Annotated in this window: 23 protein-coding genes; 10 read left to right on the top strand and 13 right to left on the bottom strand. The window is 67.9% G+C overall.

What is annotated here, in order from left to right:
- The first annotated feature begins 140 nt into the window (after window positions 1-140).
- Window positions 141-1,019: an EamA family transporter RarD gene (gene rarD, locus ACVOMH_RS01130; RefSeq protein ID WP_481523676.1), complete on the top strand. Its 879-nt coding sequence runs from the start codon at window positions 141-143 to the stop codon at window positions 1,017-1,019.
- 76 nt (window positions 1,020-1,095) lie between these two features.
- Here rarD and ACVOMH_RS01125 read toward each other — a convergent pair whose 3' ends face one another.
- Window positions 1,096-1,719 (bottom strand): hypothetical protein, encoded by a 624-nt coding sequence (locus ACVOMH_RS01125; RefSeq protein WP_481523675.1) that lies wholly within the window; start codon window positions 1,717-1,719, stop codon window positions 1,096-1,098.
- Between the two features lie 330 nt (window positions 1,720-2,049).
- On the bottom strand, window positions 2,050-3,432 hold the full coding sequence (locus ACVOMH_RS01120) for an L-serine ammonia-lyase (protein WP_481550770.1): 1,383 nt from the start codon (window positions 3,430-3,432) through the stop codon (window positions 2,050-2,052).
- Window positions 3,433-3,528: 96 nt separating this feature from the next.
- On the opposite strand from ACVOMH_RS01120, the gene ACVOMH_RS01115 reads away from it, so the two are divergent.
- On the top strand, window positions 3,529-3,753 hold the full coding sequence (locus tag ACVOMH_RS01115; protein ID WP_054659845.1) for a glutaredoxin family protein: 225 nt from the start codon (window positions 3,529-3,531) through the stop codon (window positions 3,751-3,753).
- Window positions 3,754-3,843: 90 nt separating this feature from the next.
- Here the strand turns inward: ACVOMH_RS01115 and ACVOMH_RS01110 are convergent, their stop codons facing one another.
- From ACVOMH_RS01110 to ACVOMH_RS01100, 3 genes are read right to left on the bottom strand one after another with little or no spacing between them, the layout of a single operon-like run.
- Complete coding sequence (locus ACVOMH_RS01110) at window positions 3,844-4,413, bottom strand: YceI family protein (RefSeq protein ID WP_481550769.1); 570 nt, start codon at window positions 4,411-4,413, stop codon at window positions 3,844-3,846.
- On the bottom strand, window positions 4,410-4,988 hold the full coding sequence (locus ACVOMH_RS01105; RefSeq protein ID WP_054659560.1) for a cytochrome b: 579 nt from the start codon (window positions 4,986-4,988) through the stop codon (window positions 4,410-4,412). The genes ACVOMH_RS01110 and ACVOMH_RS01105 overlap by 4 nt, the downstream gene beginning before the upstream one ends.
- Window positions 4,985-5,653 carry a YceI family protein gene (locus ACVOMH_RS01100; protein ID WP_481551140.1) on the bottom strand — a complete coding sequence of 223 codons (669 nt, stop codon included), beginning with the start codon at window positions 5,651-5,653 and terminating at the stop codon, window positions 4,985-4,987. Before ACVOMH_RS01100 ends, ACVOMH_RS01105 begins: the two co-directional genes overlap by 4 nt.
- Window positions 5,654-5,976: 323 nt before the next feature.
- On the opposite strand from ACVOMH_RS01100, the gene ACVOMH_RS01095 reads away from it, so the two are divergent.
- Window positions 5,977-9,537, top strand: a complete 3,561-nt coding sequence (locus ACVOMH_RS01095) for an ATP-binding protein (RefSeq protein WP_481550768.1) — start codon at window positions 5,977-5,979, stop codon at window positions 9,535-9,537.
- Here ACVOMH_RS01095 and mdtD read toward each other — a convergent pair whose 3' ends face one another.
- The 6 genes from mdtD to ACVOMH_RS01065 form a co-directional block, all read right to left on the bottom strand.
- The gene (mdtD, locus tag ACVOMH_RS01090) at window positions 9,538-10,953 is read right to left on the bottom strand and encodes a multidrug transporter subunit MdtD (RefSeq protein WP_481550767.1); all 1,416 of its coding nucleotides are present in this window, start codon (window positions 10,951-10,953) and stop codon (window positions 9,538-9,540) included.
- On the bottom strand, window positions 10,950-11,432 hold the full coding sequence (locus ACVOMH_RS01085) for a hypothetical protein (RefSeq protein ID WP_481550766.1): 483 nt from the start codon (window positions 11,430-11,432) through the stop codon (window positions 10,950-10,952). Before ACVOMH_RS01085 ends, mdtD begins: the two co-directional genes overlap by 4 nt.
- Window position 11,433: 1 nt before the next feature.
- Complete coding sequence (gene hemE / locus ACVOMH_RS01080; protein ID WP_054660499.1) at window positions 11,434-12,507, bottom strand: uroporphyrinogen decarboxylase; 1,074 nt, start codon at window positions 12,505-12,507, stop codon at window positions 11,434-11,436.
- Window positions 12,508-12,567: 60 nt separating this feature from the next.
- Entirely contained in the window at window positions 12,568-12,819 is a 252-nt protein-coding gene (locus ACVOMH_RS01075) for a WGR domain-containing protein (protein WP_054660501.1), read from the bottom strand.
- A 132-nt stretch (window positions 12,820-12,951) separates the two neighbouring features.
- Window positions 12,952-14,064, bottom strand: coding sequence for a 3-dehydroquinate synthase (aroB, locus tag ACVOMH_RS01070; protein ID WP_481550765.1), 1,113 nt, complete (start codon window positions 14,062-14,064; stop codon window positions 12,952-12,954).
- Entirely contained in the window at window positions 14,061-14,603 is a 543-nt protein-coding gene (locus tag ACVOMH_RS01065) for a shikimate kinase (protein ID WP_481523667.1), read from the bottom strand. Before ACVOMH_RS01065 ends, aroB begins: the two co-directional genes overlap by 4 nt.
- Before the next feature lie 99 nt (window positions 14,604-14,702).
- On the opposite strand from ACVOMH_RS01065, the gene ACVOMH_RS01060 reads away from it, so the two are divergent.
- Window positions 14,703-14,906, top strand: coding sequence for a dodecin family protein (locus ACVOMH_RS01060; RefSeq protein ID WP_481523666.1), 204 nt, complete (start codon window positions 14,703-14,705; stop codon window positions 14,904-14,906).
- Between the two features lie 47 nt (window positions 14,907-14,953).
- Here ACVOMH_RS01060 and ACVOMH_RS01055 read toward each other — a convergent pair whose 3' ends face one another.
- Window positions 14,954-15,778, bottom strand: coding sequence for a kinase (locus ACVOMH_RS01055; RefSeq protein WP_481550764.1), 825 nt, complete (start codon window positions 15,776-15,778; stop codon window positions 14,954-14,956).
- A 42-nt stretch (window positions 15,779-15,820) separates the two neighbouring features.
- Here ACVOMH_RS01055 and pdxH point away from each other — a divergent pair, with 42 nt between their 5' ends.
- The 3 genes from pdxH to ACVOMH_RS01040 all read left to right on the top strand — a co-directional run bounded on the left by pdxH (window position 15,821) and on the right by ACVOMH_RS01040 (window position 17,658).
- A complete protein-coding gene (gene pdxH / locus ACVOMH_RS01050; RefSeq protein ID WP_481550763.1) occupies window positions 15,821-16,420 on the top strand; it encodes a pyridoxamine 5'-phosphate oxidase in 600 nt (199 codons plus the stop codon).
- Between the two features lie 99 nt (window positions 16,421-16,519).
- The gene (locus ACVOMH_RS01045) at window positions 16,520-16,864 is read left to right on the top strand and encodes a YqfO family protein (RefSeq protein ID WP_481550762.1); all 345 of its coding nucleotides are present in this window, start codon (window positions 16,520-16,522) and stop codon (window positions 16,862-16,864) included.
- Complete coding sequence (locus ACVOMH_RS01040) at window positions 16,861-17,658, top strand: cobalamin-binding protein (RefSeq protein ID WP_481550761.1); 798 nt, start codon at window positions 16,861-16,863, stop codon at window positions 17,656-17,658. Before ACVOMH_RS01045 ends, ACVOMH_RS01040 begins: the two co-directional genes overlap by 4 nt.
- Window positions 17,659-17,707: 49 nt before the next feature.
- Here ACVOMH_RS01040 and ACVOMH_RS01035 read toward each other — a convergent pair whose 3' ends face one another.
- On the bottom strand, window positions 17,708-18,937 hold the full coding sequence (locus tag ACVOMH_RS01035) for a citrate/2-methylcitrate synthase (protein WP_481550760.1): 1,230 nt from the start codon (window positions 18,935-18,937) through the stop codon (window positions 17,708-17,710).
- 113 nt (window positions 18,938-19,050) lie between these two features.
- On the opposite strand from ACVOMH_RS01035, the gene prpB reads away from it, so the two are divergent.
- Genes prpB through prpC form a run of 3 tightly spaced genes read left to right on the top strand, consistent with a single transcriptional unit; the run spans window position 19,051 to window position 21,749 of the window.
- Complete coding sequence (gene prpB, locus ACVOMH_RS01030; RefSeq protein WP_481550759.1) at window positions 19,051-19,938, top strand: methylisocitrate lyase; 888 nt, start codon at window positions 19,051-19,053, stop codon at window positions 19,936-19,938.
- A 29-nt stretch (window positions 19,939-19,967) separates the two neighbouring features.
- On the top strand, window positions 19,968-20,558 hold the full coding sequence (locus ACVOMH_RS01025) for a DUF1003 domain-containing protein (protein ID WP_481550758.1): 591 nt from the start codon (window positions 19,968-19,970) through the stop codon (window positions 20,556-20,558).
- Between the two features lie 33 nt (window positions 20,559-20,591).
- A complete protein-coding gene (gene prpC / locus ACVOMH_RS01020) occupies window positions 20,592-21,749 on the top strand; it encodes a bifunctional 2-methylcitrate synthase/citrate synthase (RefSeq protein ID WP_481550757.1) in 1,158 nt (385 codons plus the stop codon).
- The last annotated feature ends 64 nt before the right edge of the window (window positions 21,750-21,813 follow it).

Raw genomic sequence — 21,813 nt, 5'->3', positions numbered from 1 at the left:
GCCTTATCATGGTGCCCGGCGCCGCATCCGCGAGTTGGCGTCCGCTGGCAGCTTGCACAGGCAGACTGCCGGCTGCCGTGCTCCGGGCCTGACCGCGCCGGTGGTTGGCCTGCGGTGATCTTCTCGACAGGTAGTGGCGCGTGTCCAAAGGTGTGGTGGTTTCGCTGGCGGCTTCGCTGCTGTTCGGTCTGATGTATTACGCCAGCCCGTGGCTGGCGCCGCTGCAGGGAACCGACATCTTTGGTTGGCGCGTGCTGTTCGCGGTGCCGCTGGTGGCGTTGATGCTGCATGTCGGCGGCGAGCCGCGCCTGATCGGTCAGACCTTGGCCCGGCTTCGCCAGGACCGCCGGTTGTGGCTGGCGATGCCGGCCTGCGCGGCGATGGTGGGCGTGCAACTGTGGCTGTTCCTGTGGGCGCCGCTGCACGGGCGCGCGCTGCAGGTATCGATGGGCTATTTCCTGCTGCCGCTGGTGATGGTGCTGGTCGGCCGGGTCTTCTATGGCGAGCGCCTGTCCGCGCTGCAGAAACTGGCGGTGACCAGTGCGGCGGCGGGCGTGGCGTGGGCGTTGCTGGGCAACCACGGCCTGTCCTGGGAGATGCTGCTGGTGGCGCTGGGCTACCCGGCCTATTTCCTGGTGCGGCGGCATCTCGGCGTGGCGCATCTGGGCGGCTTCTGGGTGGAACTGGTGCTGCTGTCACCGGTCGCCTGGTGGGCGGCAGTCGGCAATGGCGAGGCGCTGGCACAGATGCTGGTGCAGCGGCCGGCGCTGTACGGGTTGATTCCGCTGCTGGGTGCGATCAGTGCCGTGGCGCTGATGTGCTACATGCTGGCGGCGAAGATGCTGTCCTTCAGCCTCTTCGGCCTGCTCACCTATGTCGAGCCGGTGCTGCTGATGCTGGCCGCGTTGCTGCTGGGTGAGAGCGTGGGCCAGGACCAGTGGCCGACCTATCTCGCGATCTGGGTCGCGGTGGGGCTGCTGGCGCTGGAGGGGGGGCTGAAGCTGCGCACGCGTGTGTAGACCGGCAACGGTGCCCGTGCTTGCGGCGGGATATGCAATCACACGGCAACCCGGAGGCGGGACAAAACCCTGGTGGCTAGCGCGACCCGCTTTTCGCGGCCAGATGCTGCTGTACCTCGGCCCGGCTCATGCGGCGTCCGTCGCGGTTGACCACGCTGAAGTCCACCCCGTTCTCCCACAGCTGCAGGACATCCAGCACGGCGATGTCTTCCGCGGCGGTGCTGGACTGCAGGTCCAGCAGATACTGGTTGAAACCGGCATCGCGCAGCCAGGCGTCATAGCTGGAGTCGTGGTCGGTCATGAACTGGATCTGGTGGCGGCACTCTTCCCGGGCCGGCGAGGGGAACGCCTCGCATTGGGCGTTCCACTGGTGCAGGCCGATCAGGGCATCCGGTTCCATCTGCCGCTGCGCGGCGGCGGCCCACAGCCCGACGCACATGCTCGCGCAGTGGGAGTGCACGCGGACAATGAGATTGCGCCGGCGGATCATCCGTGCCGCTTCCAGCCCGGACTGGGCGTAACCGCCGCCACTGGTGATGTCGATGCGCTGCAGGGACGGGTTGGCATCCAATGCCGCTTGCAGCTGGGTGGCGAAATTCCTGCCGACGCTGCCTTCGATGCGCAGCACCGTACCTTGCTCACCCACCTGCATGCGCGCGTCTTCCACTTGCCGCAACGTGGTGGACTTCTCGCCTTGCACCACCCGCGCTTCGGACCGAGTGCCAGCGTTGCGGGGGACGGGCGCTTCCGGTTCGGCCGAGACGGAAGCCTGGGCGGAATCGGAATTCCCTGAGTTCCGCTCGCCAATGAACCAGGCCAGGACCAGCAGGATGCCCACCGCAAGCACCAGCCTGGTCAGGGTGAGCCCGCTCCTGCGTGGAGTGGGCTTGGCCCGCAGCGGATGTGCCGGGCGTGGCACCGGCGGCGGCTCATGACCTGGTTCCTGTTCGGTATGCATCCCTGCCCCTGCATCTACCTTGCGATGGCCCGATTCTGTGAGGCCGGCCCGCATCCTTGCAAGACGCGGCCGTCAGCACTCGATGACGTTCACCGCCAGGCCACCGCGGCTGGTTTCCTTGTACTTGTCCTGCATGTCGCGACCGGTATCGCGCATGGTCTTGATCACCTTGTCCAGCGACACCTTGTGCTTGCCGTCGCCACGGATGGCCATGCGCGCGGCGTTGATCGCCTTCACCGCACCCATCGCGTTGCGCTCGATGCAGGGAATCTGCACCAGCCCGCCGATCGGGTCGCAGGTCAGGCCCAGATTGTGTTCCATACCGATCTCGGCAGCGTTCTCGATCTGTCCCGGCTTGCCGCCCAGTGCGGCCATCAGTCCGCCGGCCGCCATCGAGCAGGCCACGCCCACTTCGCCCTGACAGCCGACTTCGGCACCGCTGATCGAGGCGTTTTCCTTGTAGAGGATGCCGATCGCCGCGGCGGTGAGCAGGAAGTCGAAGATTCCCTGTTCGCTGCTGCCCGGGCAGAAACGGTCGTAGTAGTGCAGCACCGAGGGAATGATGCCGGCCGCACCGTTGGTGGGCGCGGTGACCACGCGGCCGCCGGCGGCGTTTTCCTCGTTGACGGCCAGCGCGTACAGGTTGACCCAGTCCAGCGTGGTCAACGGATCGCGCATCGCCGCCTCCGGACGTGCGGACAGTTCGCGGTACAGCGCCGGCGCGCGCCGGCTGACATTCAGGCCGCCCGGCAGGGTGCCTTCGGAGCGGATACCGCGGGTGACGCAGGCCTGCATCGCCTCCCAGATCTCGCGCAGCCCGGCCCGGATCTGCTCCTCGCTGCGCCAGCACTTCTCGTTCTCGAACATCATCGCCGCGATGCTCAGGCCGCTGCGTGCGGCCTGCGCCAGCAGCTCGTCGCCGCTTTTGAACGGATACGGCACGGGGGTCTGGTCGGGCACGATGCGGTCGTCGGCGGCATCGTCCTCGTTGACCACGAAACCGCCGCCCACCGAGTAGTAATCGCGCGTGGCGATGACCTGGTCGTCGGCGTCGTAGGCGGTAAAACGCATGCCGTTGGTGTGGTACGGCAGTTTCTGGCGCTTGTTCATCGCCAGATCGCGCTTCTCGTCGAAGGCGATCTCGCGCTGGCCCATCAGTGTGATGCGCTTGCTGCTGCGGATGCGCTCCAGCGTGGCCGGAATGATGTCCGGGTCGATCGCATTGGGGCGGTGGCCTTCCAGACCCAGCAGCACCGCCTTGTCGGTGCCATGGCCGCGTCCGGTCAGGGCCAGCGAACCGAACACTTCGGCGCGGATGCGCACCACGTCGGACAGGCGGCCCGGATCGAGCAGCCAGCGATGCACGAAGCGTTCGGCCGCGCGCATCGGGCCGACGGTGTGTGACGAACTCGGGCCAATGCCGATCTTGAACAGGTCGAACGTACTGACGGACATGCGGGTTCTGCGTACTGCGGTAAGAGGGCGGCTATTCTACGGGCTCCCCGCTGCGGGCCTTGCCTGCAGCGCAGCATTCCCGCCGTGGAGCAGCCGATGAGCCAGTGGGTTCTGTACCAGCGCGATGACTGTCACCTGTGCGACCTGGCGCTGGCGGTGCTGGCGCAGGCGCGCGCGCCGGAGTTCGACAGTGTCTTCATCGATGGCGACGAACAGCTCGAGGCCCGCTACGGCACCCGCGTGCCGGTGCTGCGCCATACAGCCTCCGGCGCCGAGCTTGACTGGCCGTTCAGCGCCGACAGCCTGATCGCCTGGCGGTGATCGTCCGACAGGAGGGAGTGCCACGGTTGGCGTGTGTGCCGTGCGGCGGCTGCGGGCAGAGGAAGGCGCCGCAGCACGCGGGCGTTGCGGTCAGGGTGCGCTCTTCAGCACCACCTTGGTGCTGATCGCCGTTTCGTTGGGAATGGTGCCGGTGTCGGCCCATTCGCCGCCGCCGACGCCGAACTCCAACCGCTTGACCGTGGCCTTGCCCGTCAGCACCGGCTGCGCGCCCGGCGTCCAGCTGAAGGTCAAGGTCACCGGCTTGCTGACCCCGCGCAGTTCCAGCGTACCGTCAGCTGCGTACTGGTTGTTGCCCAGCGCGCGGAAGCCGTTGGCGGTGTAGCGGGCCTGGGCGAAACGGGCGACGTTGAAGAAGTCGGCGCCCTGCAGGGTCGAGTCGCGGTCGCTGTTGCCGCTCTTTGCCCCGGCAAGCGGAATGGTCACGTCGAGCTTGCCCGCGGCCGGGTTGGCCGGGTCGAAACTGACCCGGGTCTGGAAGCCGGGGAAGGTGCCGGTGAACACTTCGCCGTCGTACTTGCTGGCAAACACCAGGATCGAGCCGGGCGCCTGTACGTAGTCGGCGGCCATCGCAGGGGAGATGGCCAGCAGGCCGGCCAGTGCCGCCGCGACCGCCGTCGGCGAGGTGAGCTTGATGTTCATGCGGAATCCTTCTGTGGGGTGGGGAGCCAGCCATCGGGCAGCATGCGCACGAGCGTGGCATCGCGCTGGTGGATGTGGTGGTAGAGCGCGGCACCGGCATGGGCCAGCACCAGCAGGATCAGTACCCAGAAGCCGTACTCGTGGAGGGCATGGGAGACCTGGCTGGCGGACTCGCTGGGGGCCACCAGTTTGGGCATCTCCACCAGGCCGAACAGCTTGAACGGGCGCAGACCGCTGGCCGAGTCGTACAGCCAGCCAGACAGCGGGAGGGCGAACATCAGCAGATACAGCAGCCAGTGCGTGAGCGAGGCGATGCGTTCCTGCCAGCCGGGCGTACCCGGCACGGCGTGCGGCGCACCGGCATACAGTCGCCACAGCAGCCGCAGTGCGACCAGCACCAGTACGGTGATACCGATGGATTTGTGCATCGTGTAGATCCAGAAATACTTCGGCGTCTTGGGGAACTCGCCCATCACCAGGCCGACGATGCCCAGGGCCAGGATCAGCAGGGCGATCAGCCAGTGCAGGGTCTTGCTGACGCCGCCCCAACGGTGTGTGGTGTTCTTCAGGGTCATGGGTGCTTGTCCATTTCATTGTTCAGGGCGGCATCGGCCGCGTCCTGCAGAGTGTCGTCTGCAGGTGTGGGAATAATGTCGGGGGCCCCTGCCGGCGCCTCGGCGTTGCCGTCGCGCACGGCTTCGGCTTCGATGCGCAACTCGACCCGGTCACCGATGACGGACTGCCAGGCGTCAATGCCGAAATCGGCACGGCTCACTACCGCCGTTGCCGAAAAGCCGGCCGTACGCCGGAACGGCGGCAATGGATAGCGTTTGAGGGCGTTGAGGGTGACCTCCAGGGTCGTATCGCGGGTGACCCCGCGCAGGGTCAGCCGGCCGTGGACACGGGCGCGGCTCGCATCGACCGGTTCGATGCGGGTGGAGACGAAGCGTGCCTGCGGGAAGCGTTCGCCATCGAGCAGGTTGCGCGCCAGCGTGGCACGGTTCCATTTGTCATCGCCCAGGTCCAGCCGGGTGAGGGGCACCGCCACGTCGAGGTGCGCGCTGGACCAGTCCTGCGGATCGAATTCCAGCACGCCTTCCGTACCCGATACCGTGCCCAGCGCCTGCGAGAAGCCGGCATGCTCGATGGCGAACAGGACGCGGGTGTGGACCGGATCGATCCGGTAGCGCTCCGGCGCGGCCGTGGCAACCAGCGGCAGCAGGGCGCAGAACAGAATCATCAGCAGTCGCGGCACGGTCCGGCTCCGGTTCGGGGTGTCTGGATTCTAGGCGCACAGCCGGTGGGCATTGTGCGCGCGGTGAGCAAAGGATTGTTACTTGCCTGTGGGGACGGACACCGCAGCGGTGATCGACGCCGGGTTTTGTCCGGCCCCGGGATGGACGCTGGCGTCCGTCGCTGGAGGTCGGCTGCGGCGTTTGGATCATCCTGCGCTTGACGGTACGCACGATAGGCTGGATCGCGGGGGCTGTTGGCGATGGCCGGACGTCCGGCGCTGTGGCCGCAGCAAATGCCGGCAGCGCACGCACATGGAATACTGGCGCAATGACTCGAATGACTTTGTGGTTCTACGGATGGATGCTGGCGGCGTTGGCGCTGCCGGTGCTTGCCGATGTGCCGGCGACGCCGCAGCCGCGGCAGATCTCCGTGGCCGATGGCCTGCCCTCGAGCAATATCAATGCGTTTGCCGAGGATGGCTTCGGTTATCTGTGGCTGGCCAGTCGCGATGGTCTGGCGCGCTATGACGGGCGCAACTACCGCATCTGGCGCGCCGGCGACGGCCTGCGCGACAACCTGGTGTGGAGCCTGCATGTGGATGCCGGCAACCGGCTCTGGGCAGGCACCCAGAACGCCGGTCTGGTGATGCTGTCCCCCGACCGCCGCAGCTTCCGTTTCTATGACCGCGAGCACTTCCCGGAGATCGGCAGCAACACGGTCTGGAGCATCGCTTCCACCGCCGATGGCAACCTCTGGTTCGGCACCGCCACCGCCGGCCTGCACCGGCTGGGAGGGGACGGCAAGATTCGGCGCTTCATGCCGGTGGCCGGTGACCGGCGCAGTCTGCCGCACGCGGCCGTGGGCTATCTGGCGGTTACCGGCGATGGCAGCTTGTGGGTGGGGACCAAGGGCGGGCTGGCACGCTGGGATGGCGACGGATTCGAGCGGTTTGGCGAAGAGGTGCTGCCGTCGCTGGTGATCAACGGTCTGAAGGTGGACCGAGAGGGCCGGCTGTGGGTCGCCACCAACGAGGGGGTGGTGGTGCGCGAGGCCGATGGCCGGTTCCGGATGCCTGTCTGGGAGGGCCTGGCGTCCAGCGAAGTACTGAACATGCTGCAGTACTCCGGCGACGGCAATTACTGGCTCGACACCCGTTACGGGCTGGGGCGGATGCGCAACACCGGCGTCCACAACGTGCCGCTGTACAGCACCCAGGAGCGCGGGCTGGTCAAGCCGAACTGGTCCAGTGCCCACGAGGACCGCGAAGGCGGGCTGTGGTTCGCCAGTACCAATGCCGGGTTGTGGCATCTGCCGCCGAGCTGGCGCCAGTTCTCGGTGCTTTCGCGCCGGCTGGACGACCCGGCATCGCTGCGCAATCCCTACGCGCTGGCGCTGGCGCCGTCGGCCTCCGGTGGCATCTGGATCACCGGCACCCGGGGCGCGCTGGACCGGCTGGATCCGGCCACCGGTGCGGTCGAGCACCATGTGCGGAGTATCGACGGCAACAACTGGCCGCAGTCGCTGGTCGAGGATGGCCAGGGGCGGGTGTGGATCGGCAGTCTGGATGCGCTGGTGCGCTATGACCCGAAAACCGGCGCCCTACGGCGCTGGTACCGGGAGGACAGCACGGATCCGGCCTTGCCCGGCGATGGCGATCTGGTGCAGATCTGCGAAGGCGGCACGATCTGGATCTATTCCGAACGTGGCGGGCTGCAGCAGCGTGACGGCGACGGGCGGGTGCTGCGTTCGCTGCCCTTGGGGGGGGCGGGCTTGCCGGTCACCCCGGTGGAGGACATGCGCTGCGGGCCACAGGATCATCTGTGGCTGGCCACGGCGACCGGACTGATGGCATGGAACCCGGCGTTGGCGCGTTTCGAGCCGGTGCCGGGCAGTCCCCGTGATCGGATATATGTGTTCCGCACCACCGACAGCGGTGTGGTGTGGATGGCCGGGCTGGGGCGCATGGACCAGTACCTGTGGGACGGACAGAAGCTTTCCCGCTTGGACAGTGTCGGCACCGATCGTGAATTTCCGGCGCTGGCGCCCGCGGGGCTGGTGGTGGACGCCGAGGGCGTGGCCTGGGCCAGCAGTGCGCGCGGACTGGTGCGGATCGATCCGGCCAGCCGTTCAATCCGCCTGTACGGCGTGCATGACGGCCTGCCGGGGCAGGAATTCCGGCGCCGCGCCCTGGTCCAAGCGACCACCGGACAGATTGCCGGTGGTACGCCCGAGGGGGTGGTGCTGTTCGATCCGACGCGGGTCAAGCCGTCCACCCGCCAGCCGCCGCTGGTGATCGAACGGGTCAGTGTGCGCCGCGGCGACAGCGAGCATGACCTCACCCACCAGCGTTCGCTGGAGATCGAGGACGGGGACCGCGACCTGCATATCACCGCGCGGCTGCTGTCTTTCGCCGATTCGGCGACCAACGCCTACCGCTTCCGCCTGGAAGGCTATGACCCGGACTGGGTGGAGGTGGGCGCGGCGGGCGAGCGCGTGTTCTCGCAGCTGCCGCCGGGCAGCTACCGCTTGCAGGCGCAGGCGAAGACCTCCGACAACGTCTGGTCGGAAGTGCAGACGCGGCTCGTGCATGTGCAGCCGCCGTGGTGGCGCAGTCTGGGCGGGGTGATCGTGCTGACGGTGGTGGTGGGGCTGCTGCTGTTGCTGTTTGCCTGGCTGTACCGGCGCCGTCTGCGCCGCCGCAGCGAATGGCAGCTGGCGCTGCACAAGCAGGAGCTGGCCGAGCAGGCGTCGCTGGCCAAGACCCGTTTCCTGGCCACGCTCGGGCATGAGGTGCGCACGCCGATGACCGGCGTGCTGGGCATGAGCGAACTGCTGCTCTCCACCGAACTGGACGAGCGCCAGCGCGGCTACACCGAGGCCATCCATCGCGCCGGCGAACACCTGCTGCGGCTGGTCAACGATGCGCTGGATCTGGCCCGGATCGAAGCCGGGAAGCTGGAACTGCAGCAGCAGCCGCTTGATCTGCAGCAGCTGCTGGAAGAAGTGTGCGCGCTGATGGAGCCGCTGGCGCAGCGTCGCGGGCTGGAATTCCGCGTTGACAGCAGCGTGCCCGCCCTGACCCAGGTGGACGGCGATGCCATGCGTCTGCGCCAGATCCTGCTCAATCTTCTGAGCAATGCGATCAAGTTCACCAGCCAGGGCTCGGTGGTACTGCAGGTGTCATTGCAGGACGGGGGGCGCGGTGTGCGGTTCGATATCCGCGATACCGGCCCGGGGATCAATGTCGAACAGCGCAAGCGTCTGTTCCGTCGCTTCGAGCAGGCCGATGGCGCACGTACCGCGGCCCGCTACGGCGGCAGCGGGCTGGGGCTGGCGATCTGCAACGAGCTGGTCAGTGCGATGGGCGGCAGCATCGAGGTGGACAGTGTGCCGGGACGTGGCACCTGCTTCAGCGTGCAGTTGCCGCTGGCCTGGCGCCAGGTGGCGGTCGACGCCGCCGGCGCGGCGGGCACCGGCCCTGCACCGCTGCCGCCCTTGCAGGTCCTGCTGGTGGAGGATGACGCCACCATCGCGCAGGTCGTCAGCGGCCTGCTGGCGGTGAACGGGCACCAGGTGGTGCACGTGCCGCACGGCTTGGCGGCCTTGTCCGAGGTCAGCTGGCGCGCGTTCGACGTGGCGCTGCTGGATCTGGATCTGCCCGGCATCGACGGTTTGGTGCTGGCCGGCCAGTTGCGGACGCTGGGCTATGACATGCCGCTGGTGGCGGTGACGGCGCGCTCGGATGGCGAGGCCGAGCAGCAAGCCAGGGAGGCGGGATTTGACGGGTTTCTGCGCAAGCCGGTCAGCGCCCAGCTGCTGCTGGCCAAGATCGCCAAGGTACTGGCCGCGCGGCCGCGCAGTGCGGCGGGTGTGCCACCGCTGGTGTGATCATTCCACCACTTCTTCCACCGCCCGCGGATCCGGGCGGTTGTCCGGCAACTGCCAGAACACCAGGGTCGAACTGAGGGTGATCGCGCCGACGCAGACGAAGGTGGCGTGCAGCGCGGACATCGCATCGTCGCCGCTGAGGTGGGTGCCGAAGGTGGCCAGCAGGCTGCCCGCTGCGGCGGCGCCGAAGCCGGTGGCCAGCATCATCACCAGCGACAGCAGGCTGTTGCCGCTGCTGGCCTGGGCGGTATCCAGATCACGCAGCGTCACGGTGTTCATCACGGTGAACTGGATCGAATTGAACGTGCCGAACAGGACCAGCTGCAGCAACCGCAGCCACGGGGATTGCTCGGGGGTGACGAACACGAAGCTGGCCATCGCCAGTCCCACGCAGACCGTATTGAGCATCAGGATGCGGCGGTAGCCGAAGCGCTCCACCAGCGTCACCGCCGCGCGTTTGGCGACCATCGCCGACAGCGCCACGGGGATCATCAGCATGCCGGCTTTCGTCGGGCTCATGCCCAGGCCCACCTGCAGCAGCAGGGGAATCAGCAGCGGCATCGCACCGCTGCCGATTCGTGAGAACAGATTGCCGAGGATGCCGATCCGGAAGCTGACAACCTTGAACAGCGACAGCGGGAACAGGGCGTTGCTGCTGCCGGCGGCGTGCAGCCAGTAACCGGCCAGGGCCGCGATGCCGATCACCGCCAGCAGCATCACCAGCGCGTGGGCCGGGCCGACGCCGGAGATGCCGTCCAGCGCCAGCGAAAGCGCGACCATGCCCAGCGCCAGCATCAGGTAGCCGGGCAGGTCGAAACGGGTTTTCCGCTGGGCGCGGTGGTCGGGCATGATCCGCAGCGCGGCGATGAAACCGATCATCCCGATCGGCAGGTTGATCAGGAAGATCCAGTGCCATGAGGCCACTTCCACCAGCCAGCCGCCCAGCGTCGGCCCCATCAGCGGCCCCATCAGCGCGGGAATGGCGATGAAGCTCATCGCGGCGAGGAACTGCTCACGCGGGACCGAGCGCATCACCGCCAGCCGCCCGACCGGCAGCAGCATCGCTCCACCGATGCCTTGCAACACGCGGGCGGCCACCAGCCACTGCAGCGTGGGCGAAAGCGCGCAGGCCAGCGAGCCCAGCGTGAACAGGATGATCGCAGCCAGAAAGGTGCGCCGGGTACCGAGGCGGTCGGCGATCCAGCCGGAGGCGGGAATGAAGCTGGCCACCGCCAGTGCGTAGCTGAACACCACCGACTGCATCTGCAGCGGGCTTTCCCCCAAGCTGTGGGCCATCGCCGGCAACGCCGTGTTGACGATGGTCGAATCCAGCATCTGCATGAAGATGCCCAGCGATACCAGCCACAGCAGCGGCCGGTGCGTGGCGTTGCCGGAGGCTGGAGCGGCCGGGTTCATGGCAGCGGTGTGATTTCCATGACCCCGCTCAGCGCGTCGTAATAGAACCAGTCGCTGGCGTTGTCGGCCAGCCAACCGATCTGTGCGCGTTGGGGGCCGGGCAGGTGGCAAAGCAGCGAGCGGCGCAGCACCGGCGCGGCCGCCGGCGGGGCCTCGAACAGGTCCCGCAGCGAGTCGGCGACCGGCTCGCCCCAATGCAGGCAGTTCGCCCCGGCGGCGGTGGCCGTGTCCCAGTCCATCTTCTGCCAGAACGCGATGCGCTGGCTGTCGTCGAGCACTGCGGCCGGGGCCTCGGGCTTGCCGGGCTGCTGCACGCGGTAGTCGCCGTCGCGATGCGGAGTGATCGTCCAGACGGTTTCGCCGTCGGTGGCGGTGTAGGCATGGCCGAACCGGCCGGCCAGCGGAGCCGCGGCCCCGGCCCCGGCCGCCGCCGCGCTGGCGACCAGGAGCAGGATCAGCGCGGTGGCGGGCAGAGGCATGTCAGCGGCGGCTGTGGCTGTGGACGGCATCCACCAGCACGGCGACGTGCTCGGGATTCATGTCCGGCGACATGCCGTGGCCGAGGTTGAACACATGGCCTTCACGTGAGCCGCCGTTGCCGTCGCGGTAGCTGTCCAGCACCACGCCCACTTCACGGCGGATCGCCTCGGGCGAGCCATACAGCGTCGCCGGGTCCAGGTTGCCCTGCAGCGCGACCCGGCCGCCGGTGCGGCGCACCGCATCGCCCAGCTCGGTGGTCCAGTCCACGCCCACCGCATCGGTGCCGCTGGCGGCCAGTGCTTCCAAGTGCTGGCCGTTGCCCTTGCCGAACAGGATCAGCGGCGCGCGATCGGCCCCCTGGCCGCGGTCCAGCTCGTGCGCGATCCGGGTGAGGTAGGGCAGCGAGAACTCGCGGTACATCGCCGGGCTCAGCACGCCGCCCCAGGTGTCGAACACCTGCAGCGCCTGCGCACCGGCCAGGCGCTGGGCCGACAGGTAGGCGATCACCGCGTCGGTGACCACGCCCAGCAGCTGGTGCAGGGCCTGGGGTTCGTTCAGGGCCAGCGCCTTGATGCGCGCGTAATCCTTGCTGCCGCCGCCTTCGACCATGTAGCAGGCCAGCGTCCACGGGCTGCCGGAAAAGCCGATCAGTGGCACCTTGCCGTCCAGCTGGCGGCGGATGACCCGCACCGCGTCCATCACATAGCGCAGCTCGGTTTCCATGTCCGGCACCGCCAGTTTGGCGATGTCGGCCACGCTGCGCACCGGATGGCGGAACTTGGGGCCTTCACCGTCGACGAAATACAGCTCCAGACCCATCGCATCGGGGATGGTGAGGATGTCGGAGAACAGGATCGCCGCGTCCAGATCGAAGCGCTCCAGCGGCTGCAGGGTGACTTCGCAGGCGATGTCCGGGTTCTTGGCCATGGCCAGGAAGCTGCCGGCGCGGGCGCGGGTGGCGCGGTATTCCGGCAGGTAACGGCCGGCCTGGCGCATCAGCCAGACGGGGGTGCAGTCCACAGGCTCGCGGCGCAGGGCGCGCAGGAAGCGGTCGTTGCGAAGTGGGCTGGTCACATGAACTCCTGGATAAAAGTAGACGCAGGAACGCGCGGGGCGCCCTGTGGGGATGCGGGGTCAGGGTTGTGGCTGGCCGCTGGCGAACATCAGCTGGAAGCCGCGCTTGAGCTGCGCATCGCGTGCCTTCTCGAAGGCTTGCAGGGCATCGTCCTGCTGCAGGAAAAGTTCGCGGCGCAATTGCACGCGGCCGCCGATCTGGCCGCTTTCACGCAGCAGTTCCCAGCCGCCGAGAAGATCGGCAACCAGGGACAGCTGGACATAGCGGGGGGCTTCGTTGCCGCTGGGCGGCTGTTGCAGGAGGACACGCATGCCGCCGATTGTAGCCGCTGCGGCGGATTTCAGCCGCAGCGGGGGCGGTTGTCCGCCACCGCGGGAGCGCCAGACCACGGCGGAGGGTCTGGGGCCCGTTCGTCGGTGTCCGCTGCCCGTTGCCGGATGGGCTCAGTCCGGCTGGAGGATCGCCAGCACCGCGGCTTCGTCCACATCCGGCACCACTTCGGCCCGGCCGATGCCCCGCCACAGCACCAGCCGCAGGCGGCCGGCGATGTTCTTCTTGTCCAGCCGCATATGGGCCAGCAGCGTTTCCGGCGCCAGCCCGGCGGGGATGTCCACCGGCAGGCCATAGGACAGCAGCAGTTCGCGCAGGCGGTCGGTGTCGGTCGCCTCGGCCATGCCCAGCGCCGCCGACAGGCGCGCGGCCAGCACCATGCCCACGGCCACGGCTTCGCCATGGTTGAGGTTGTTGTTGCCCGGTGCGCCATAGCCCTGTGCGGTCTCGATGGCATGGCCGAAGGTGTGACCGAGGTTGAGCAGGGCGCGCTCGCCCTTTTCCAGCGGATCACGTTCGACGATCTGCGCTTTGTGTTCGCAGCTGCGGGCGATGGCCTGCGCCAGCACGGCGTCCTCGCCGGCCAGCAGTGCATCGCGCTCGCTGTGCAGCCACTGGAAGAACTCCAGGTCGCGGATCGCACCGTACTTGATCACTTCGGCCAATCCGGCACGCAGCTCGCGCAGCGGCAAGCTACGCAGCACGGCGGTATCGGCGATCACCGCGCGCGGCGGATGGAAGGCCCCGACCAGGTTCTTGCCCTGGGCGATATCCACCGCGGTCTTGCCGCCGACCGAGGAATCGACCATCGCCAGCAGGGTGGTGGGCAGCTGCACGCAATCCACGCCGCGCATCCAGCAGGCGGCGGCAAACCCGGCCAGGTCGCCGACTACGCCGCCGCCCAGCGCCAGTACGCAGGCATCGCGGGTGGCGCCGAGCGTGGCCAGCGCCTCGATCACGCCGCCGAAGCTGGCCAGCGTCTTGGAGGCTTCGCCGGCCGGGATGATGTGCTGGCCGACCTTCAGCGCCGGGCTCGCGGCCAGCAGTGCGGCCTGCACTTGCGCCAGATACAGCGGGGCGACGGTGTCGTCGCTGACCAGCAATACGTGGCGGCCGCGGATGGCATCGACCAGCAGTTCGCCCCGGGCCTGCAGGCCAGGACCGATATGGATCCGGTAAGGGCGTTCACCGCCGACATCGACGGTAGGGGGAGCAGCGGGGGTCATGCGGGAAGTTCCGAAATCTGCCAGAGCGCGGCCAGCCGCACCACGGCATGGGCGGTCGCTTCGGCGGGGGTGTAAAGGTCGGTATCGATGGTCAGATCGGCCACTTCGCGGTACAGCGGATCGCGGAAGGCCGCCATCTCGTGCAGCACCTGCTCGCGGTCATCGCGCTGCAACAGCGGACGGGTCTTGTCGCGCTGCAGGCGTGCCAGCTGCGAGGCGACGCTGACCCGCAGGTAGACGACAAAACCGCGCTGCCGGATCAGCCGGCGGTTGTCGGCATCGAGCACGGCCCCGCCCCCGGTGGAAATCAGCTGGCCACCGCGTTCCAGCAGCGCGCCGAGCACGCGCTTTTCATGCACGCGGAAGCCGGGCTCGCCGAGGTTGTCAAAAATGGCGGGAATGCTGGAGCCGGTGTCATCGACGATGGCCTGGTCGGCATCGACGAATTCCAGCCCGAAGCGCTCGGCCAGACGCCGGCCGATGCAGGTTTTCCCGGCCCCCATCGGGCCGACCAGAATGAGGTTGGGGGCTGGATTCATAGCGGATCGATGCTAGCACCTCGTGTCGGTGCGTTAACAAGGTAGCAGCCAAGCTCTGCCCTTCCACGAATGGTTCGTGGTGCAACCAAGGAGCAGGGCATGTCTGTAGCGAAAATCATCGAAGTCAGCGCCTCGTCCAAGACCAGCGTGGAGGAGGCGGTGCGCTCGGGTCTGAAGAAGGTGGCCGAGACCGTCAAGGGCATCCAGGGTGCGTGGATCAGCGAGACCAAGGCGGTCACCGACCCTCAGGGCAACATCATCGAGTGGCGGGTCAACCTGCGGATCACGTTCCTGGTCGAGTGAGCCGGCCGCTGGCGTAGGCGCGTGGCCCGAGCAGTGACCGTCGGTTCCTACGCCTGGAGTGGCCGCCGCTGCGCGTCCAGCGCGATCACGCGGTCGGCAATAGCCGGCAGGGTGCGCAAGGCCTGCCGGCTGATCCGCTCGTAGAACTGCACGAAGCGTTCCAGCTGCGCGCGGCTCATGCCGCTGCGGCCGGGGGCCGCCTGTTGCAGCGCCTGTTCCTGCTGCCAGCGCCACTGCGGCACCACCGCGAACCCCGGTGGTTGCAGGAACCAGAGGCGATCGAAGCGCCGCCACAGTGCCGGGTAGTCATCGGCCAGGGTCTGGTTGCACCAGCGCCGCCAGCGCCCGTCAGCGTCGGCTTCGCGCTCCAGCGCGTTCAGCGGTGTCTGCAGCGCCGCCTCCGGTTCGGCCGGGGTGCCCAGGAACCAGCCTTCGAACACCAGCAGGTCCAGGCGGCCGTCGATCCGTTCCCACTGCGCTTCGTCCACCCGCTCATCGGCCAGTTTGTCAAAGCGCGGCAGGTGGAATGGTTGTCCGCTGCTGGCGGCATCGAGCGTATCCAAGGCCAAGGGCAGATCGTGGGTGCCCGGCGGGCCGCGCGTGGCCAGCAACGGATGCACGCGATCGGCCAGACGCTGGCGCTGGGCCCGGGTGAGGTAGGTGTCATCGATGGACAGCGCGGCTGCGCGCAGGCCGCGGCCAAGGGCCAGCTCCACCACCTGTGCGGCCAGCGTGGATTTGCCGCTGCCCTGCAACCCGCTGATCGCCAGGATCGGGGTGGTCCTGCCGCTGCATAGCGCGTCGTCGAGGGCGTGTGTGACCAGCGTATCGGCGAAGCGGCGGACGGAGAAACGGTGCGGAACCGGTGACATGGCGCCACAATAGCCCAAACCCGTGCTGTTCGAAGTGGAGCCATGACTGATCTTTACGCAGAAGCGCTTGCCACCTTCGCCTCGCTGTTCGCGGAGGCCAAGGCCAGCCAGGAAATCGATGCCACGGCGATGACTGTGGCCACCGCCGATATCGACGGCCGTCCATCGGCACGCACCGTGCTGCTCAAGGCCTTCGATGAGCGCGGTTTCGTGTTCTACACCCATCTTGACAGCCGCAAGGGCCGCGAACTGCACGAAAACCGGCAGGTCGCGCTGTTGTTCCTGTGGCGCAGCCTGCGCGAGGCCGGCATCCAGGTGCGGGTGGAAGGTGATGCGCAGCTGGTATCGGCCACCGAAGCCGATGCCTATTTCGCCACACGGCCGCGCATGAGCCAGATCGGCGCCTGGGCCTCGGCGCAATCGCAGCCGCTGGCCTCGCGCGAGGAGTTCGAGCAGCGGCTGGCCAGTTTCGAGGCGAGCTTCGAAGGACGCGAAGTGCCGCGCCCCGACGGCTGGGGCGGCATCCGCGTGGTGCCGCGACGCATCGAGTTCTGGTACGGCGCCGACTTCCGCCTGCACGAACGCTGGTGCTATGAGGCCGATGCCGGCGGCAGCTGGAGCAAGCAGCTGCTGTACCCGTGAGCCGGTGATGCGCGGCGCAGCGGTGACATCGCGGATCTGCAGCGGCGCACCGGGCGGAGGCGTCTTGGCGCGTCGTCCAGGTCATTGGCGGTCAGACTCATGACCCTGCATCCGCTCTACCGCATCACCGTGTTCGTACCGCCGGCGCATCTGCAGGCGCTCAAGGACGCGATCCTGGCAGTGGACGATCTGTCCGCCGGGGGCTATTCGCACGGCATGTGGGAATCGGCCCCGGGGCAGGAGCAGTTCCGGGTGCTGCCAGGCACGCACAGCGCCATCGGACAGCCCGGCGCGCTGGTGCGCGAAGCCAGCGTGCGTCTGGAGTTCTGCATCCCGCGTGATGCCGCGCGCCTGCAACGGTTGCTGGAGAACGGCATCGCCGCCCATCACCCGTGGAACAGCCCGGCGGTATTCGTCGATACCACGGAGTTCGCAAGCCCATGATCGGCCCGCGCCGCATTGTCTGCCTGACCGAAGAGCCGACCGAAACGCTGTACGCATTGGGCGAGCAGGACCGTATCGTCGGGATCAGTGGTTTCACCGTGCGGCCGCCGCAGGCGCGGCGCGACAAGCCCAAGGTCAGCGCCTTCACCAGTGCCAAGGTGGATGATATCCTCAAGCTCAAGCCGGATCTGGCGATCGGCTTTTCCGATATCCAGGCCGATATCGCCGCCGAGCTGATCCGCAACGGCGTGGAGGTGTGGATTTCCAATCACCGCAGCGTCGCCGGCATCCTCGATTACATCCGCCGGCTCGGTGCGCTGGTCGGGGTGGCGCAACGGGCGTACGACTATGCCGACCAGCTGCAGCGCGGGCTCGATGCCATCGCCACGCAGGCGGCGACGTTGCCGCGGCGGCCGCGCGTCTATGTCGAGGAATGGGACGAGCCGATCATCACCGGCATCCAGTGGGGCGCCGAGCTGGTGGAGATCGCCGGCGGTATCGACGTGTTTCCCGAACTGTCGCGCGAGCCGCTGGCCAGGGCGCGGATTCTGGCTGACGGTGATCCGGTGATCGCGCGCAACCCGGAGATCATCATCGGTTCGTGGTGCGGCAAGAAATTCCGCCCGGAGAAAGTCGCGGCGCGCCCGGGCTGGGAGGCGATCACCGCGGTGCGCGACGGCGAACTGCATGAGATCAAGTCGCCGCTGATCCTGCAGCCGGGCCCGGCGGCGTTGACCGATGGCGTGGGCGCGATCGCCGCGATCATCCAAGCGTGGGCTCAGCGACAGGGCTGAGTGGGGATGGCGGGCGGGACCGTTGTCGCCGCCCAGTCCTCGCGACAGCTCAGTCGTGGTCGCCCGGTGCGCGTCCGCTGTAACGCGCACGCGGCCGGATCAGCGTGCCCAGCGCCTGTTGTTCCAGTGCATGCGCCAGCCAGCCGGTCAGGCGCGCGCTGGCGAACATCACCAGCGCATGGGTCGCCGGCAGCGCGTAGACATAGCAGATCGCCGCCAGCAGGCCGTCGATGTTGGGATGTTGGCCACTGTGCTCGGTGGTGGTCGCCAGCACCGTCTCCACATGCCGCATGCGCGGGCAGTCACCGCGCAACGCCCGCAGCTGGCGCAGCACTTCGGCCCCGCGCGGATCACCATCGGGATACAGCACGTGATTGAAGCCGGGCAGCTCGTCGCCGCGCCGCCAGCGTTCGGCGATGAAGCCGGCCGGCGCGCCGCTGGCCTCGGCATCGCACAGCAGCGCATACGCACGCGCGGTGGCGCCGCCGTGGCGCGGTCCGGACATCGCCGCCAGTCCGGCACACACGGTCGCGTGCAGGTGTGCGCCGGTGGAGGCGACCACGCGCGCGGCGAACGCTGACACATTCAGTTCGTGATCGGCGCACAGCACCAGCGCAGAGCGCACCACCTCGGCGAAACCGGCATCACCGGGCTGCCAGTGGTCGGCGAGCAGGCGATGCACCGGCCGCGCGTCGGGCTGGGTGCCGACCAGCAGCGCGGCGTTCTGCCGCAGCAGCATCGCCGCCACTTCGCGCCGTACCGGTGCGGCGGCGTTGAGCGATTGCCGGTGTTCCAGGGCCAGCAGCGGCAGGCAGGCCATCGCCCGCTCCAGTGGCGGCAGCGAGCTGTCCAGGGCCAACGGCGCGATGCGCTCGGGCCAGACATCCGGCACCGAGGCGACGAACGGATCCTGCTCCTCGCCTTCCCACAGCAGGCGGGCGATGTCCTCCAGCGTGGCGCCGCTGCGCGCGGCGGTGACGGCCGAGCGGCCGCGGTAATAGGGTGCATCCGGACGGATCAGCGAGATCCGTGTCTCCAGCACCGGCAGCCCGCGATCCAGGCTTTGCGCCGCCCCGCGCGCGGCGCCGCGTCCGGCCTGCTTGCGGCGTGCCAGCCGTTCCACTTCCGCGCGCAGATACATCCGGCTGCGCGCGTCCGGACCGGGACGTGAGCTGAGCTGGCCGCGGCTGACATAGGCGTACAGGGTGGCGGTACTGATCCCCAGCAGCGCGCAGGCGTCGCTGGCGGGAATCAGTTCGGGGCCGGAGTGTTCGGACATGACGTGTTCAATAGGTTGATTTGTTGAATCAAGATTGATCAATGATTGCGATGGTGACAGATTGGGCGCCATCGCGGAATGGCACCTCGCCTCCGCCAGGACAGGAGCCCCCCATGAGCCTTTCTTCCGCTGGCGCCGCGTTCCGCGCCGCCCTGGCCGCCGAATCCCCGCTGCAGGTGATCGGCGCCATCAACGCCAACCACGCCCTGCTGGCCAAGCGTGCCGGCTACCGCGCCATCTACCTGTCCGGTGGCGGTGTCGCCGCCGGTTCGCTGGGGCTGCCGGATCTGGGCATCAACACGCTCGAGGACGTGCTGATCGACGTGCGCCGCATCACCGATGTCTGCGACCTGCCGCTGATGGTGGATATCGATACCGGCTTCGGGCCCAGCGCGTTCAACATCGCCCGCACCGTGAAGTCGTTGATCAAGGCCGGCGCGGCCGCCTGCCATATCGAAGACCAGGTCGGTGCCAAACGCTGCGGTCACCGTCCGGGCAAGGAGATCGTCAGCCAGGGGGAGATGGTCGACCGGGTGAAGGCCGCCGCCGATGCCAAGACCGATCCGGACTTCTTCCTGATCGCCCGCACCGATGCGATCCAGATGGAGGGCGTGGATGCGGCCATCGAGCGGGCCATCGCCTGCGTCGAGGCCGGTGCCGACGGCATCTTCGCCGAGGCCGCCTACGATCTGGAAACCTACAAGCGCTTCGCCGACGCGGTGAAAGTGCCGCTGCTGGCCAACATCACCGAATTCGGCGCCACGCCGCTGTTCAGTGGCGACGAACTGGCCTCGGCCGGCGTGGCGATCCAGCTGTTCCCGCTGTCGGCGTTCCGTGCGGCCAACAAGGCCGCCGAGAACGTGTACGAGGCCATCCGCCGCGACGGCCACCAGCGCAATGTGGTGGACACCATGCAGACCCGCGAGGAGCTGTACGACCGTATCGGCTACCACGCCTTCGAACGCAGCCTGGACAAGGTGTTCGCTGGCAAGGGCGCATGATGGCGGCTTTCCCGGCCGGTTGACCCGCCATGGCAAACACCTCGCCCCGTACTGCCCGTGTTGATCGCCGCGAAACGGCGCGCCGGCTGTTGCAGAAGGAGCTGGAACAGCTGCCGCCGGAGGAGCGGCTGGTGGTCGAGCGCTTCATCTCGCGGCGCAAGGTCGCGCGCAATGTGGGGCAGGAGTTCCACCAGGCGCGCACCTTCGGAGCGCGGGTCGCCGACAAGGTGGCGAAGGTGGGCGGCAGCTGGAGCTTCATCCTGTGCTTCTTCTTCCTGCTGCTTGTGTGGATGGTGGCCAACAGTTTCATGCTGGCCAAGGCGTTCGATCCCTATCCCTACATCCTGCTGAACCTGGTGCTGTCCTGCCTGGCGGCCATGCAGGCACCGATCATCATGATGAGCCAGAACCGTCAGGCGGCCGTGGACAGGATGCATGCCGAGAACGACTACCAGGTCAACATCAAATCCGAACTCGAAGTGCTGCAGATCCATGAAAAGCTCGATCTTCTGCGTTCGCAGGATTGGGCGCTGCTGGTGGAGCAACAGAACCGGCAGATCGCGATGCTGCAACGGCTGCTGGAGCAGAACACACGCGCCGCCGGCCGCAACCCAGACTGAAACCGTGAACCCGTTTTCTTGGAGGTAAACACCATGTCAGAGCAAACCGCCGCACCGGCTTTCAAGCCCAAGAAGTCCGTCGCCCTGTCCGGCACCGCCGCCGGCAACACCGCGCTGTGCACCGTCGGCCGCAGCGGTAACGACCTGCATTACCGCGGCTACGACATCCTGGACCTGGCCAATACCAGCGAGTTCGAGGAGATCGCCCACCTGCTGGTGCACGGCAAGCTGCCCAACAAGGCCGAGCTGCGCGCCTACAAGGCCAAGCTGAAGTCGCTGCGGGGCATCCCGGCCGCGGTCAAGGCGGCGCTGGAGGAGCTGCCGCCATCGGCGCATCCGATGGATGTGATGCGCACCGGCGTCTCGGTGCTGGGTTGCGTGTCGCCGGAGAAGGACGACCACAACCACCCGGGCGCGCGCGACATCGCCGACAAGCTGATGGCCTGCCTGGGCTCGATGCTGCTGTACTGGTACCACTGGAGCCACAACGGCCGCGTCATCGACGTGGAGACCGACGATGATTCGATCGGTGGCCACTTCCTGCACCTGCTGCATGGCGAGCAGCCGTGCGAGTCGTGGGTCAAGGCGATGCATACTTCGCTGATCCTGTACGCCGAGCATGAGTTCAACGCCTCCACCTTCGCCTGCCGCGTGATCGCCGGCACCGGCAGCGACATGTACAGCGCCATCACCGGCGGCATCGGCGCGCTACGCGGGCCCAAGCACGGCGGCGCCAACGAAGTCGCGTTCGAGGTGCAGAAGCGCTACGAGACGCCGGACGAGGCCGAGGCCGACATCAAGGCCCGGGTGGAGCGCAAGGAAGTGGTGATCGGCTTCGGCCACCCGGTCTACACGGTGTCCGATCCGCGCAACCAGGTGATCAAGGACGTGGCGCGCGCGCTGTCGGCCGAGCAGCAGAACATGAAGATGTACGACATCGCCGAGCGCCTGGAGTCGGTGATGTGGGACATCAAGAAGATGTTCCCGAACCTGGACTGGTTCAGCGCGGTCAGCTACCACATGATGGGCGTGCCGACGGCGATGTTCACCCCGCTGTTCGTGATCGCCCGTACTGCCGGCTGGAGCGCGCACATCATCGAACAGCGCATCGACGGCAAGATCATCCGTCCCAGCGCCAACTACACCGGCCCGGAAGACCAGGCCTTCGTGCCGCTGGACAAGCGCGGCTGACCGCGCCGCCAGGCCTCGCCCGCGCCAGCGGGCGGGGCCGCGTTCTTTCACCCGCGGGGAAGGA

This window comes from Stenotrophomonas sp. STEN013, from assembly GCF_056760355.1.
Note: the sequence above shows the minus strand (reverse complement) of the source record. Positions and strands in the feature narration are given on the sequence as shown.